11 protein-coding genes are annotated in these 14,207 nt (G+C 44.1%); 9 read left to right on the top strand and 2 right to left on the bottom strand.

Annotation, left to right across the window (positions count from 1 at the left end; all coding sequences use genetic code 11):
- Positions 1 to 42 precede the first annotated feature (42 nt).
- The 7 genes from rpsA to SKC35_RS07585 all read left to right on the top strand — a co-directional run bounded on the left by rpsA (position 43) and on the right by SKC35_RS07585 (position 10,603).
- A complete protein-coding gene (rpsA, locus tag SKC35_RS07615; RefSeq protein WP_377978793.1) occupies positions 43 to 1,887 on the top strand; it encodes a 30S ribosomal protein S1 in 1,845 nt (614 codons plus the stop codon).
- Between the two features lie 108 nt (positions 1,888 to 1,995).
- Positions 1,996 to 3,429 carry a Gfo/Idh/MocA family protein gene (locus SKC35_RS07610; protein WP_377978791.1) on the top strand — a complete coding sequence of 478 codons (1,434 nt, stop codon included), beginning with the start codon at positions 1,996 to 1,998 and terminating at the stop codon, positions 3,427 to 3,429.
- Between the two features lie 66 nt (positions 3,430 to 3,495).
- The gene (locus SKC35_RS07605) at positions 3,496 to 4,005 is read left to right on the top strand and encodes a cupin domain-containing protein (protein ID WP_377978790.1); all 510 of its coding nucleotides are present in this window, start codon (positions 3,496 to 3,498) and stop codon (positions 4,003 to 4,005) included.
- 102 nt (positions 4,006 to 4,107) lie between these two features.
- Positions 4,108 to 4,710 carry a TetR/AcrR family transcriptional regulator gene (locus tag SKC35_RS07600; protein ID WP_377978789.1) on the top strand — a complete coding sequence of 201 codons (603 nt, stop codon included), beginning with the start codon at positions 4,108 to 4,110 and terminating at the stop codon, positions 4,708 to 4,710.
- Positions 4,707 to 6,050: a TolC family protein gene (locus tag SKC35_RS07595; RefSeq protein ID WP_377978788.1), complete on the top strand. Its 1,344-nt coding sequence runs from the start codon at positions 4,707 to 4,709 to the stop codon at positions 6,048 to 6,050. The genes SKC35_RS07600 and SKC35_RS07595 overlap by 4 nt, the downstream gene beginning before the upstream one ends.
- Positions 6,051 to 6,057: 7 nt before the next feature.
- Positions 6,058 to 7,167: an efflux RND transporter periplasmic adaptor subunit gene (locus SKC35_RS07590; protein WP_377978787.1), complete on the top strand. Its 1,110-nt coding sequence runs from the start codon at positions 6,058 to 6,060 to the stop codon at positions 7,165 to 7,167.
- 64 nt (positions 7,168 to 7,231) lie between these two features.
- Positions 7,232 to 10,603 (top strand): efflux RND transporter permease subunit, encoded by a 3,372-nt coding sequence (locus tag SKC35_RS07585; protein ID WP_377978945.1) that lies wholly within the window; start codon positions 7,232 to 7,234, stop codon positions 10,601 to 10,603.
- A 43-nt stretch (positions 10,604 to 10,646) separates the two neighbouring features.
- Here SKC35_RS07585 and SKC35_RS07580 read toward each other — a convergent pair whose 3' ends face one another.
- The gene (locus SKC35_RS07580) at positions 10,647 to 10,808 is read right to left on the bottom strand and encodes a hypothetical protein (protein ID WP_377978786.1); all 162 of its coding nucleotides are present in this window, start codon (positions 10,806 to 10,808) and stop codon (positions 10,647 to 10,649) included.
- Positions 10,809 to 10,811: 3 nt separating this feature from the next.
- Positions 10,812 to 11,327 (bottom strand): hypothetical protein, encoded by a 516-nt coding sequence (locus SKC35_RS07575; protein WP_377978785.1) that lies wholly within the window; start codon positions 11,325 to 11,327, stop codon positions 10,812 to 10,814.
- A gap of 116 nt (positions 11,328 to 11,443) precedes the next feature.
- On the opposite strand from SKC35_RS07575, the gene ggt reads away from it, so the two are divergent.
- A complete protein-coding gene (gene ggt / locus SKC35_RS07570) occupies positions 11,444 to 13,132 on the top strand; it encodes a gamma-glutamyltransferase (RefSeq protein ID WP_377978784.1) in 1,689 nt (562 codons plus the stop codon).
- 2 nt (positions 13,133 to 13,134) lie between these two features.
- Positions 13,135 to 14,205: an N-acetylglucosamine-6-phosphate deacetylase gene (nagA, locus tag SKC35_RS07565; protein ID WP_377978782.1), complete on the top strand. Its 1,071-nt coding sequence runs from the start codon at positions 13,135 to 13,137 to the stop codon at positions 14,203 to 14,205.
- The last annotated feature ends 2 nt before the right edge of the window (positions 14,206 to 14,207 follow it).

Genomic DNA, 14,207 nt, shown 5'->3' with positions numbered 1-14,207 from the left:
TGTAGGCAAAATCAAAAACGATTAGCCAAACGGGCACCAAATATGTCAAAACAACCAAAAGATTTCGACTGGGATTTAGTTGAAGGAAAAGGGTTCGGTGGTAACTATACTACAGAACAAAAAGAAAAAATGGAGGCTGCTATCGAAGCAACCTTGAACTCGGTCACTGAGAAGGAAGTAGTGAAAGGTATTGTTGTAAGCAAGACTGACCGTGAAGTAATCATTAACATTGGATTCAAATCTGATGGTTTAGTATCTGCTTCAGAATTCCGCGATATGCCGGATTTGAAAGCTGGTGACGAGGTTGAAGTATACATCGAGAACCAAGAAGACGCAAACGGACAATTAACGTTGTCACGTAAGTTAGCTAAGGTGATGGGTGCATGGACTAACATCGAGAAAGCATTAGAAGAAGATACCATCATCAATGGTTTCGTTAAGCGCCGTACAAAAGGTGGTTTAATCGTAGATATCTTTGGAATCGAGGCATTCTTACCTGGTTCTCAAATTGATGTGAAGCCTATCCGTGACTTCGATATTTTCGTAGGTAAAAACATGGAGGTTAAGGTGGTTAAAATCAACCACACAAATGACAACGTAGTTGTATCTCACAAAGTATTAATCGAGAAAGATCTAGAGGCACAACGTCAAACGATCTTAACGAACTTAGATAAAGGTCAAGTACTAGAAGGTGTGATCAAAAACATGACTAATTTCGGTGTGTTCATCGATTTAGGTGGTGTAGATGGTTTACTTCACATCACAGATATCTCATGGGGTCGTATCAACCACCCACAAGAGGTATTGAAATTGGATCAAAAAATCCAAGTGGTGGTATTAGACTTCGACGAAAACAAAAAACGTATCTCTTTAGGTATGAAGCAATTACAAGCGCACCCTTGGGAAGCTTTAGCTGCTGGAACTGAAGTAGGTTCGAAAGTAAAAGGTAAAATCGTTAACGTAGCTGATTACGGTGCTTTCTTAGAAGTATTGCCAGGCGTTGAAGGTTTAATCCACGTGTCTGAGATGTCATGGTCTCAACACTTACGTAACCCACAAGATTTCTTGAAAGTAGGCGACGAAATGGAAGCAGTAGTGTTAACATTAGATCGTTCTGAGCGCAAGATGTCTCTAGGTATCAAGCAATTAACAGAAGATCCTTGGACTAAGACTGATTTATTAGCGAAATACGCAATCGGTACGAAGCACAAAGGAACCGTTCGTAACTTAACTAACTTCGGTTTATTCTTAGAATTAGAAGAAGGAATCGACGGTTTAGTTCACGTTTCTGACTTGTCTTGGACAAAGAAAATCAAACACCCATCTGAATTCGTTAAAGTAGGTGATTCTTTAGATGTTATAGTGATCGAATTAGACGCGGACAACCGTCGTTTAGCTTTAGGCCACAAACAATTAGAGGAAAACCCTTGGGATACATTTGAAAGTGTGTTCACGTTAGGTTCAACTCACAAATCAACGATCATCTCGAAGAACGAGAAGTTCGGTGTATTAGAATTGCCATACGGTATCGAAGGATTAGCTCCTTTGAAGCAGTTAACGAAGGCAGACGAAACAGTGGCTGAGGTAGGTGAAGCGTTAGACTTCGTGGTAACAGAATTCCACAAAGAAGAGCGTAAGATCATCTTATCACACACACGTACTTTCACGGCGGCAACGGCGGAAGAAGTAGCGGCTGATGCTGCTGCTGCGAAGCCAGAGAAAAAGAAAGCAGCGAAATCTGCTGACAAGCCTGCAAATGTAACAGCTGAGAAATCGACTATGGGCGATATCGGTGCTTTATCTGCTTTAAAAGAGCAAATGGAAGGTGCTGAAAGAGAACAAGCGATCAAAAAATTAGAAAAGAAATCTTCTAAAAAAGCTGAATAGTAACATTCACCTGTTCTATACTGAGAGGGGTTAGCGAAAGCTGACCCCTTTTTTTGTTTTGTACTATTTTTTTACAAACTTACACCCAATCATTAAAACCTATCAACTATGAGTAACACTTCAAGACGGAACTTCCTGCAAAAAGCCGGATTAGCCGCAGCCAGTTTCTACATTGTACCTCGCCACGTGCTAGGCAAGGGTTACACTGCTCCTTCAGACAAATTAAACATCATGGGTGTCGGTGGTGGCGGAAAAGGCTACAGCGACATCATGAATTCCTATAATAAGGGAGCAGAAAACATCGTCGCTATCGTCGATGTAGATGATCGCCAAATGGTACGAATCAAAAAAGATCTTCCCAAAGCGAATGTATACCGCGATTTCCGTGCGGCCCTAGATAAAGAGGGTAGCAACGTGGATGCGGTCATCGTTTCTACACCAGACCACACCCACGCAACCATTGCGATGGAGGCGATGCGTCGTAAGAAACACGTATACGTTCAAAAACCCTTAACACACGACATCTACGAGGCGCGTCTATTAGGCGAGAAAGCACGGGAGATGCAAGTCGTAACCCAAATGGGTAACCAAGGATCCTCAGGTGACGGTGTACGTCAAATGATGGAATGGTTCGATGGCGGTGCGATCGGAAAAGTAAAAGAAGTATATGTTTGGACGAATCGTCCCGTATGGCCACAAGGAATCGCCTATCCTGCTGCTGGATCTCCAGCACCGGCAGAGTTAGATTGGGATCTTTGGTTAGGGCCTGCGAAATACAGAGAATATAACCCCGCTCTACTTCCATTCAAATGGAGAGGCTGGTGGGATTATGGTACAGGTGCTTTAGGCGACATGGGATGTCACTTATTAGACCCTCCATTCAAAGTATTAGGTATCCGCGATGCAATCGACGTAGAATGTTCGGTAGGATCTGTCTTCTTGCAAGATTGGACACCAGAATACATTCCTCAAGGATGTCCTCCTAGCTCGATGGTAACTTTACACTATGGTCCTTCGAAGAAAAATAATTCCCCGGTGAAATTGACTTGGTTTGATGGAGGTCTTCGGGCGCCACATCCAGACGGAATTCCGGCTTCTGAAATTATTGGGGATCCAGATGGTTCTAATGGGGTGATCTTAATCGGTTCGAAAGGTATCATGACGTGTGGAACGTATGGTATGTATCCTAAAGTATTTAGAAACGGAGCGCGTGTAGATGAGTCTGAACTTCCTAAAGCAAGCTTAGCGCGTGTGAAAGGCGGCGATAGCGGTCACAATACGCAGTGGGTAGAGGCTTGTAAAGCTGGTTTCGGTAACATGGAAGTCAGTTCTCCATTCGATTATGCGGCACCGTTTACGGAATCCGTATTAATGGGTAACCTAGCGATTCGTTCGTATATGTTACGCGAAGGCGAGGGACGTAATGCGAAATACATTGGTCGTCAAAAACTGGAGTGGGATGCGAAGAATATGCGCATCACGAACTTCGATGCGGCAAACCAATTCGTGAAACGCGAATACCGCAACGGCTGGACACTCTAAGTGACCATTCGATAAATAGACTAGAAAAGACGGGACGCTCTCCCGTCTTTTTTTTATTTTTGTGCTATGAATTTTAGCGCAACTACTCCAGCCTCTGAAATCTTCGCACAAGTCGAAGCTTACATTCTTTCACAAGGGTATACGATTATTGACAAAGACCACAACCGCCCTTGGGGAGGTTTCTTTGTGTTAGATGAGACACAGGCGGCGAAGTTTGCGGCACAATACTTCCCACAGCTTTCGATGGATGCGATTCAGATTACGCAGAAACTAAGCCCTAAGTTTTTAGTGGTGGCGCCAGAGAAGCGTTTGTCTTGGCAATACCATTTCCGCAGAGCAGAGGTTTGGACGGTGAATTCAGGTCCGGTAGGCGTGGTGATTTCGGAGAACGATGAGCAGTCTGCTCCGGGCGTTTACCAAGAGGGGGAATTGATTACTTTACCCACCGGTATGCGCCACCGTTTAGTCGGTTTAGACAATTGGGGTGTGGTGACGGAGATTTGGCAACATACGGATGTTGCGCATCCATCGGATGAATCGGATATCGTCCGTTTGCAGGATGATTTTGGCCGTTAATCAAATTTAACCGAGCGGTCATCTTAAAATAATACAAGAAAACTTTGTAGTCTCTAAAAGTTTCCATAGTTTTGCGTCCCGATATTTGAAAAGGGACAGCAAATGAAATCGCGTATTCTACACAAAGGAACTGAATTATTCTTCCGCTACGGTGTAAAGACCGTGACGATGGATTCCATCGCCACGGAATTAGGGATTTCTAAAAAAACGATTTATCAACATTTTCCGGATAAAGACTCGATGGTCTACGAAGTCGTGAAAGGCTTCATTGAGCAGGATGTTGCGAAATGGGCAGAGCTAGATCGACTTTATTCGAATGTCATCGAGAAGATGTTCAAGTCCTTCGAAATGACGAAGGATTTGTTAACGCAAATGAATCCTCGCTTACTTTTTGAAATACAAAAATACTTTCCCAAAGCCTTTCAACTTTTTACAGAACACGGAGAAAAGTGCATTCATGAAAATCTAATTGCGGACTTTAAGAAAGGGGCGCAGTTTGGGTATTTCAGAAATGACATCGATCTCGAATTACTAGCCCGCTTGCGAATGGCCGAAGTTAATTTAGCCTTCAACCCTGATTTTTACCCGAATAATAAATTACCCCTGTTTGAAACCCAACTGGTAATGTTGGATATTTTCATGCGGGGCATTTTGACAGAAAAAGGTTTAACACTTTACACATCTTACCAAAACAATTTAAAATGATGATCCGCCTAAGAAAAATCTATGCCGGTCTATTTTTAATGACCTCTTTGGCCGCTAACGCGCAGACCTACAGCCTAAAGCAGGCCGTGGATTATGCGATAACGCACCAGGTTCAAGTTAAAAATAGCCAAATCGACTTGCAGAACGCAAGTGCGAAGATCAATGAGATCAAAGCCATGGGATTACCTCAAGTCAATGGTTCTCTTGCATTAACGAACAATATCGTCTTACAACGTGCGTTCATTCCTGCTAAAATATTTAACCCAGCTGCAGCAGATGGTGAATTAATTGCCGCGAAGTTCGGGGTAGATAATTCAGGTTACGCAAACGTGGGTTTAAGCCAATTAGTGTTTGATGGATCCTATTTATTAGGCTTGAAGGCTTCCACTGTTTACAAAGATTTAGCGGTGAAGTCCGTGACACAATCAAAGCAACAAGTAGCGGAGAATGTGGCGAAGGCCTATTATGGAATTTTGGTAAATGAAAAACGCCAAGGTCTTTTAGCCTTAAACGTGGCTCGCATCGATACCTTATTAAAGGAAACACGCGAATTAAATAAGCAAGGTTTCGTAGAAAAGATCGACGTGCAGCGTTTAGATGTGCAAGCGAATAATTTACGCACAGAATTAGAGAACGTGAATCGCTTGCAGGAATTGAGCTATTCCTTATTAAAGTTCCAAATGGGTTTCCCGATGGAAGAGCCGATTCGCTTGAGCGAGAGCTTAGAAAAAGTCGAATTAGCAACGTTTAACACAAACGCAGCAGGCGATTTCAATTATGCGAACCGCATCGAGTATTCCATCTTGCAAACACAAGAGAACTTAGCCGAACTAGATTTGAAGAGCATCAAGGCAGGATATTTACCTCGTTTAGTCTTGAACGCGAACTACGGTTATAACGCGGGGGCGAATGCGTTCAGTGATTTAATGACCAAACAATGGTTCGATAACGCCGCTGTTACGGTGGCTTTGCAGATCCCGATTTTTGACGGATTTTCAAAAAAATACAAGGCGGTTCAGTCAGAGAATAACTTGCAAAAGGTACGCCAGTCTTATAGCTTGTTAAAGTCGTCGATCGACTTGCAACGTTCACAGGCGAGCATTACGATGAAAAACGCTTTGGAATCCATGAAAGAACAAAAGGCGAACCTGGACTTAGCGAATGAGATTTCGCGCGTAACCCGGGTGAAATACCAACAAGGGGTAGGTTCAAACTTAGAGGTTTTGAACGCGGAATCATCCATCAAAGAATCACAAGCAAACTACTTTACGGCACTTTACAATGCCCTAGTGGCGAAAGTGGAATTAGAAAAAGCAAACGGTACACTATACATAGACTAATACAAACATGAAAAAAATAGCCATCCTCCTAAGTGGAATTCTTTTCTTCGCGGCATGCGGATCAAAAGACAAAAAGCAAGAATTAGCGGATTTGAAGTCTCAGGAAAAAGAAATCCAGGCGAAAATCGCGCAATTAGAAAAAGAAGTAGGTAAGCCTTCAGAGCAAGCAGCTGCAAAAGTTATTACTGTTAGCGTAAGTCCTTTAGTGGCTCAAAACTTTCAGCACTTCGTAGAAGCACAAGGAAATGTAGTCGCTGAAAACACGGTTTTAGTTAGCCCACAAACGGGTGGTGTGATTTTATCCTTGCCAGTGGTAGCAGGACAATCGGTGTCTAAAGGCCAATTGATTGCGACTTTGGACAACAACATCTTAAAAGAGTCATTAGAAGAGGTTCGTCAGCAATTATCGTTAGCGAAGACGATCTATACGAAGCAAAAAGCGCTTTGGGATCAACAAATCGGGACAGAAGTTCAATACTTGAGCGCGAAGTCGAACATGGAGTCTTTGGAGAAAAGAATCGTGACCTTGAAAGCGCAATTAGGCTTATCTCGTGTAACGGCTCCGATCGCTGGAACGATTGAATTAGTTCGCCAAAAAGCAGGTGAAATGGGCGCTCCTGGTGTACCAATCGTTCAAATCGTGAACTTAGGTAACCTAAAGATCGCTGCTAAAATCGCTGATTCGTATGTAGGAACCGTGAAACAAGGTGATGAGATCAGCATCAAATTCCCTGATTTAAACAAGGAATTAAAAGCGCGTATCTCTTTGGTATCGAAAATTGTTAATCCCTTAACCCGTACGTTTGACATCGAAGCCCGCATCCCGAATGCAGGTGGTGAGTTAAAGCCGAACTTATTAGCGGTGATCAACATCAACGATACATCGAAGAAAAATGCGATCGTGATCAGCGAAAACATCATCCAAAAGACCGAAAAAGGCAATTTAGTGTATGTGGCAGTGGAAGAAAACGGCAAAAAAGTAGCACGTGCACGTCAAGTCACGATCGGTTTAACCTATAATGGTCAAGCTGAAATCACAGACGGATTAAAGGCGGGCGATTCACTTATTACACAAGGATTTCAAGATTTAGTGGATGGTACAGCCATCTCTTTCTAAGTAGAAAATGGAAAAAAATAGCAAAAACGAGCAATTGCCCGAAGGCAAAGGCTTGATCTATAACATGGTGGGCTGGTTAGCCCAAAACCGCACGACGGTTTACATCTTCACCTTCATCATTTTTGTGGCGGGGATGGGAATCTATTCGAGCTTGCCTAAGGAGCAATTCCCAGACATCGTGGTGCCGCAAATGGTCATCCAAACGGTCTACGCAGGAACGACTCCCTCGGACATCGAAAACACGATCAACAAACCGATCGAAAAGCAAATCAAATCGATCACGGGCGTCAAGCGTGTGAAATCAAATGCTTTGCAGGATATTTCGGTCATCATCGTCGAATTCAACACGGACGTCACCGTCCCCATCGCGAAGCAACGTACGCAAGATGCGGTGGACAAAGCGATCGCAGATTTGCCGAAAGACTTAACGCGTGAGCCTTCTGTCGCTGAGGTAAACTTCTCCGAATTCCCGATTATGAACATCAACATCGCGGGGGATTATCCACTCGACAAGTTGAAGAAATACGCAGAGGATTTACAAGACGAGATCGAGGGGATGCCGGAAATTAACCGCGTAGACATCATCGGTGCCTTAAAAAGAGAGATCCAAATCAACCTAGACCTGTACAAGATGCAGAGTTACGGTTTGACTTTCTACGATATTCAATCTGCGGTGCAAGGCGAAAACGTCAACATCTCTGGCGGTGATTTAGCCGTGGATGGAGTGCGTCGTTCACTTCGGGTGACTGGGGAATTAAAGTCTATTGATCAATTAGCTAATTTGATGATCGGTTCTTCTACGGGTGCGCGTGTCCGCTTAAAGGATGTGGCTGAGGTGAAGGACAGTTATGAAGAGAAGCAAGATTTTGCGCGTTTGAACAATAAGTCCGTCATCACATTGAACGTCATTAAACGTTCTGGGGCGAACCTAATCGCAGCGGCTGATCGCATTGAAGCAACCATTGAAGACTTCAAAGAAACGCGGTATCCAGACGGATTAACAGTCACTACGACAGCGGATCAATCGGAACGTACGCGTGGCGATTTAGCTGATTTGATTAACACGGTAATCCTTGGATTCTTATTTGTGGTTATCGTATTAATGTTCTTTATGGGCGTTAGAGATGCGGTTTTTGTGGGTCTATCCGTGCCTTTATCGGCTTTGTTAACCTTCTTGTTCATGCCTTCGCTAGACTTTAGTTTAAACACTATCGTTCTATTCGGTTTCCTTTTAGGACTTGGAATTGTGGTGGATGATGCGATTGTGGTGATCGAGAATGCGCACCGTTTGTTCAATAACTTCAAGAAATTGACCATTACAGAGTCGGTAAAATTAGCGGCTTCTGAGGTGTTCGTACCGGTATTATCAGGAACGTTGACGACGATTTCGCCATTCTTGCCTTTGTTATTCTGGCCAGGGATCGTAGGTGAGTTTATGAAATACTTGCCTATCACGTTGATCATTACGCTTTTTGCGTCGCTTTTTGTGGCTTATGTCATGAACCCGGTGTTCGCGATCACGTTTATGAAGCGTCACGATGAAGAGGTGAACGATGTGAAGGCGCCTAAGTTTGCTGACATCCGTCGTACTGTATTTATTTTGTTGAGCTTAGCCGTTTTCGGCTATGTGATGGGCTTCGGCTTGGGTCACTTTGGCTTTGGAAACTTCTTCGTGCTTTGCATTATCCTGTATGCGTTCAATCACTTTGTGATCACACCGAAATGGATTGTGCCTTTCCAAGAGACTACTTTGCCTAATTTTAAGACAAATTACCGCAAGTTGATTTCGTGGGTGTTAATAGGAAAACGCCCAATTTATGCGACGATTGCCTCTTTCTTCTTGTTGATCTTCACGATCGCATTAATGGGTATTGTAAAACCTAAAGTGGTTTTCTTCCCTTCAGGCGATCCGGATTACATTTATATTTATGCCAAAAACCCGATCGGTACCGATGCGGTCGTAACCGATTCCGTTTCCAAAGTGATCGAGAAGCGTGTCTTCGCTTTCTTGAACAAAGAGGGGTATAGCAAAATCGTGAACTCCGTTATTTCCAACGTAGGAAAGAATGCTGGAGATCCGATGCAACCAGATCGTGGAGCAACGCCACACAAGAGTAAGGTGACCATCGCATTCGAGAAATTGCAAGTGCGCGAAGGCATTAAAACGGGAGAAGTATTAAGTAAAATTCAAGCGGATTTTGCCAAAAATCCCCTAGCTGGCGTCGAAATTGCCATCGAAAGAGAAAATAATGGTCCGCCAACAGGCAAGCCTATTTCGATCGAAATCGCGGGAGATGACTTCGCTGTTTTACAAGATTTGGAAAAGAAGGTACGTGGAGCCATCACCAAGGCTGGCATCCAAGGTATCCAAGAATTGAAATCCGATCTAGTGACGAACAAACCGGAAATCATCATCGACGTGAACCGCGAGAAAGCGTCCCGAGAGGGCATTTCATCGGCACAGGTGGCGATGGCTGTTCGTACCGGTTTATTCGGCGCTGAAATCTCTAAATTCCGCGACACGAAAGACGAATATCCTATTCAATTACGTTTGAAGGGAGATTCTCGCAACCAAATCGAGAAGTTATTACAGATGAATGTGACTTACCGCGATATGAATATGGGCGGCGCCTTGCGCCAAGTGCCTTTGAACTCCATCGCTGATATTCGCTACGCCACTTCTTTCAGCCAAATCAACCGCAAAAACCAAGAACGCGTTGTAACCCTAGGTTCAGACGTGGTTCAAGGCTATAACGCGAATGAAATCGTGGGTGAATTAACGACTCTTTTCGAAGGAATCGACGTGCCTCAAGGCTATACGATTCGCATGGGGGGAGAACAAGAAGACCAAAAAGAATCCGGCGCCTTCCTCGGTATGGCATTCCTTGCGGCTCTAGTATTAATTTACTTAATCCTCGCAACACAATTTAACTCTGCGGTGAAACCATTAATCATCTTCGCAACGATCTTGTTATCGTTAATCGGGGTATTGTTAGGCTTTATGGCCTTCGGAATGACTTTCTCCGTGATTATGTCCGGCGTAGGTATCATCGCCCTTGCAGGTATCGTCGTAAAGAATGGTATCCTATTAATCGAATTCATCGAGGAGCTTCGCTTCAAGCGTGGTTACGACTTAAAAGAGGCGATCATCGAAGGCGGTGGCATTCGTTTAACTCCGGTATTGTTAACGGCTTCGGCGGCGGTATTAGGCTTAATTCCTTTGGCATTAGGCTTAAGTATCGACTTCGTTACCTTATTTACAGAACTAAATCCGCACATCTTCATCGGTTCTGATTCCGCCGTATTCTGGGGAATCTTAGCCTGGACGATCATCTTCGGATTAACGTTCTCGACCATTTTAACCTTGATCATCGTTCCATGTATGTACTACATCTCGGAGCGCATCAAGCAAAAATGGTTCACGAAGTCAGTGTAAATTATATTGGGTTCAAGAATGCAAAAACCCCTGGGCGATAAGTCTAGGGGTTTTTTGTTTTTGTGATTCCTTCCCTTTTTTTGATGGGATGAATATCTCTTTTTTGTGATTGAATGTATTGACTAATCACTTTTTCATCAGAGGCAGAAAGAATTTCTTGTCCACCAATTTGATCCACATCTAAACGTATTTTTTTAGGTTGCATGAATTAAGAATTAAAATACTGGTTGACTAATTTCTTTGCTGCACTCGTATTAATAATCATTCTTCGATTGCCAAAGTGAAATGCCCCAATTGATTTTTCATAGTGCTCAATCAATTGTTCTTTAGCAATAAAGGAGACATTGCCATCATAACCAAAATGAAAGGATTGTTTACAAGCAAATGCGACTAAATTTCCCGCAACACCAGAGTATCGTTTCTCTTTCCCTTTATTGAACGGAGCACTTTCAAGTAGGTGTATGTAAATATGGTCACGTTTTTGTTCTAAACAAATTAAGCCATGGATTAAATTAGGTTCATTCACTGTGACTAATTTAAATAATGTGCGTTCATCTAGATCAAATTCCAGCATCCAATCAAAGTGCCAAATCAATTGATATAAATCAACTAACTCTACCGGCAGAATAAAGGTAGGTTCGCTTTGACCACTCGTTACCTCCTCAATCGATTTTGTCAGTTTATCAATTCTAAAATCTAAGCCATCATCCAAACTATTTCTCATTTTGGAAAGGTAAAGATCTTTTTCGAGTAGATTTGACTGCTGTCCTTTTTTATAAGTTAGTCGATAATTGCATATTTAGGGACCATTCCCTAATTTACTGTTTCAAAATCAACAACATGAAGAAATTACTCCTACTCCTTTGTTTGCCCCTGTTTGCTCAGGCGCAAGATCGTCCGTATGGTAAAGTTTGGGCGACTCGCTCACAGGCCATTGCCCAAAACGGGATGGCCGCTACCTCGCATCCTTTGTCTACCCAGGCCGCACTTGATGTGCTGAAAGCGGGTGGAAATGCGATCGACGCAGCCATTGCGGCGAATGCGATGGAAGGTGTCGTGGAGCCACACGTGAATGGAATAGGGGGAGATTTATTTGCGATTGTTTGGGATGCTAAGACGAAGAAATTATATGGTTTGAATGCGTCGGGGAGGTCGCCAAAATCTTTGACTTTAGCCGAGTTCAAAAAACGCGGATTGACACACATTCCGTCGCTGGGTCCATTGCCGGTGAGCGTGCCGGGTTGTGTGGATGGCTGGTTTGAATTGCACAAGAAATTCGGGTCGATGCCGATGAATAAGGTGTTGGAAAAAGCGGTTTCCTATGCAAGAAACGGGTTTCCGGTGCACGGTGAATTTGCTTCCGCATTAGGTCGGGTTCCGGCGAATTATGGTAAGTTTCCAAATGTGGCGAACCACTATTATCCGAACGGAAAAACGCCAGTAGAGGGTGATATTTTCAAGAACCCGAACTTAGCGAATACCTTAGAAAAACTAGGGAAAGAGGGACGTGATGCCTTTTACAAGGGAGATATGGCGCGGACGATGGACGCGTTTATGAAGAAGAATGGTGGGTTTTTGAGCTATGAGGATTTAGCGTCGCACACGTCTACTTGGGTGGAGCCAGTTTCGGTAAATTACCGCGGGTATGATGTGTGGGAATTGCCACCGAATAGCCAGGGAATCGCGGCTTTACAGATGTTAACCATTTTAGAGGGCTATGATTTTTCCAAAATTAAACTTGGTTCTGCGGAGCACGTGCATTTGTTTACAGAGGCCAAAAAACTAGCGTTCGAAGACCGCGCAAAATACTATGCGGATCCTGAGTTTGCCAAAATTCCAGTAGCGGAATTAATATCGGAAGAGTACGGCGCGAAGCGCCGGGCGTTGATCAATCCAAATCGTGCGGGTCGCCATTACGAGGCAGGAAATCCGGCCTTGAAAGAGGGAGATACGATCTACTTGACCGTGGCTGATAAAGATGGCAATATGGTGTCCTTAATTCAGAGTAATTATAGAGGTTTTGGATCAGGTATGATGCCGGATGGTTTAGGATTTATGTTCCAAGATCGCGGCGAATTATACAACTTGAAAGAGGGCGAGAATAATACCTACGCGCCAGGGAAAAGACCATTCCAAACCATCATCCCGGCATTTATGACGAAGGATGGTCAGCCGATGATGAGCTTTGGCGTGATGGGTGGCGCGTTCCAACCGATGGGCCATGTGCAGATTGTGATGAACGTGGTGGACTTTGGCCTAAACGTACAAGAAGCAGGCGATTATCCCCGCATGAACCACGAAGGTTCCTCTGAACCTACGGGCGAGACAATGGAAACGACTGGCGGTATGATTACCCTGGAGCACGGCTATCCGTATGAAGTCATTCGCGATTTATTGCAAAAAGGACACCAAGTAGGCTATATGAGCGGAATTTATGGTGGTTACCAATGTATCCAATATGATCCTGTTCGCAAGGTCTATTTTGGGGCAACCGAATCGAGAAAAGACGGACAAGCGACAGGATATTAAGGATGTTTGCAAGTCGCATTTTCACGGGCCACGAATGGCTAGAGAACAAGGAAATCACGGTAGAAAATGGTCATATTTCGGCCATTGCTGATGGCCAAGGCGCGTCGTCTGAAAACTTCCTCATTCCCGGATTTATTGACCTCCAAATTTACGGTGGCGGCGGGATTCTCTTTTCCAATCACCAGACAACGGAGGCTATTCAAGCGACCTTTGACGAACACCACAAAACGGGTACGGTTGCGTTTCAAATTACGCTAAACTGTTCGCCAGCTTCTTCCATGTGGAAGGCTGTCGAAGCTTATTCAACTTACACCGGGCCTGGACTAGTGGGATTGCATTTAGAAGGGCCCTTTTTTAATCCGGTTAGACGCGGGGCGCACCAGGAGGCCTTCGTCCAAAAGCCATCTTTGGCTTTCCTAGAAGAGCTTATCGAGCGAACGAAAGGCATTCCCACCTACTTGACTATTGCGCCTGAAATGTTCAGCGCTGAGGAGCTTTCATTAGTAGTAAAAAGCCACATCATGTGCTCTCTGGGACATAGCGACGCCACTTTTGAGCAAGCGATGAACGCCATAGATAAGGGTGTATCTCGCATCACACACCTATTCAATGCGATGTCTCAGTGGCAATCGCGTGCGTTGGGATTAGTAGGGGCTAGCTTCCAATCAGATGCTTGGACGAGCATCATTGCGGATGGTTTACATTGTGATTTCAAATCACTAAAACTGGCCTATCGCTTGAAAAAAGGACGCCTGTTTTTGATTACGGATGCGGTGACGAATGATGTGTCTGGACCCTATTCCTTTTTAGCCAAAGACGGTCGCTTCACGAACGAAGCGGGTGTTTTATCAGGTTCTTCCTTGACGATGATGGAGGGGATTCAAAACTGTGTTCAACAAGCTTCGATTCCGCTGGAAGAGGCCATTCGGATGGCGACGGTTTACCCGGCAGAAGTGGCTAATTTAGATCAATTAGGCAGTATTGAGGTAGGTAAACGAGCTTGCTTTGTAGAATTGAATTCCGCACTAGAGGTGCAGCAGGTTTGGTACGATGGAAAAGCCTTATTAAATTAGGC

It is taken from the genome of Aquirufa originis, assembly GCF_042714495.1.
GTDB lineage: Bacteria > Bacteroidota > Bacteroidia > Cytophagales > Spirosomataceae > Aquirufa > Aquirufa originis.
Note: the sequence above shows the minus strand (reverse complement) of the source record. Positions and strands in the feature narration are given on the sequence as shown.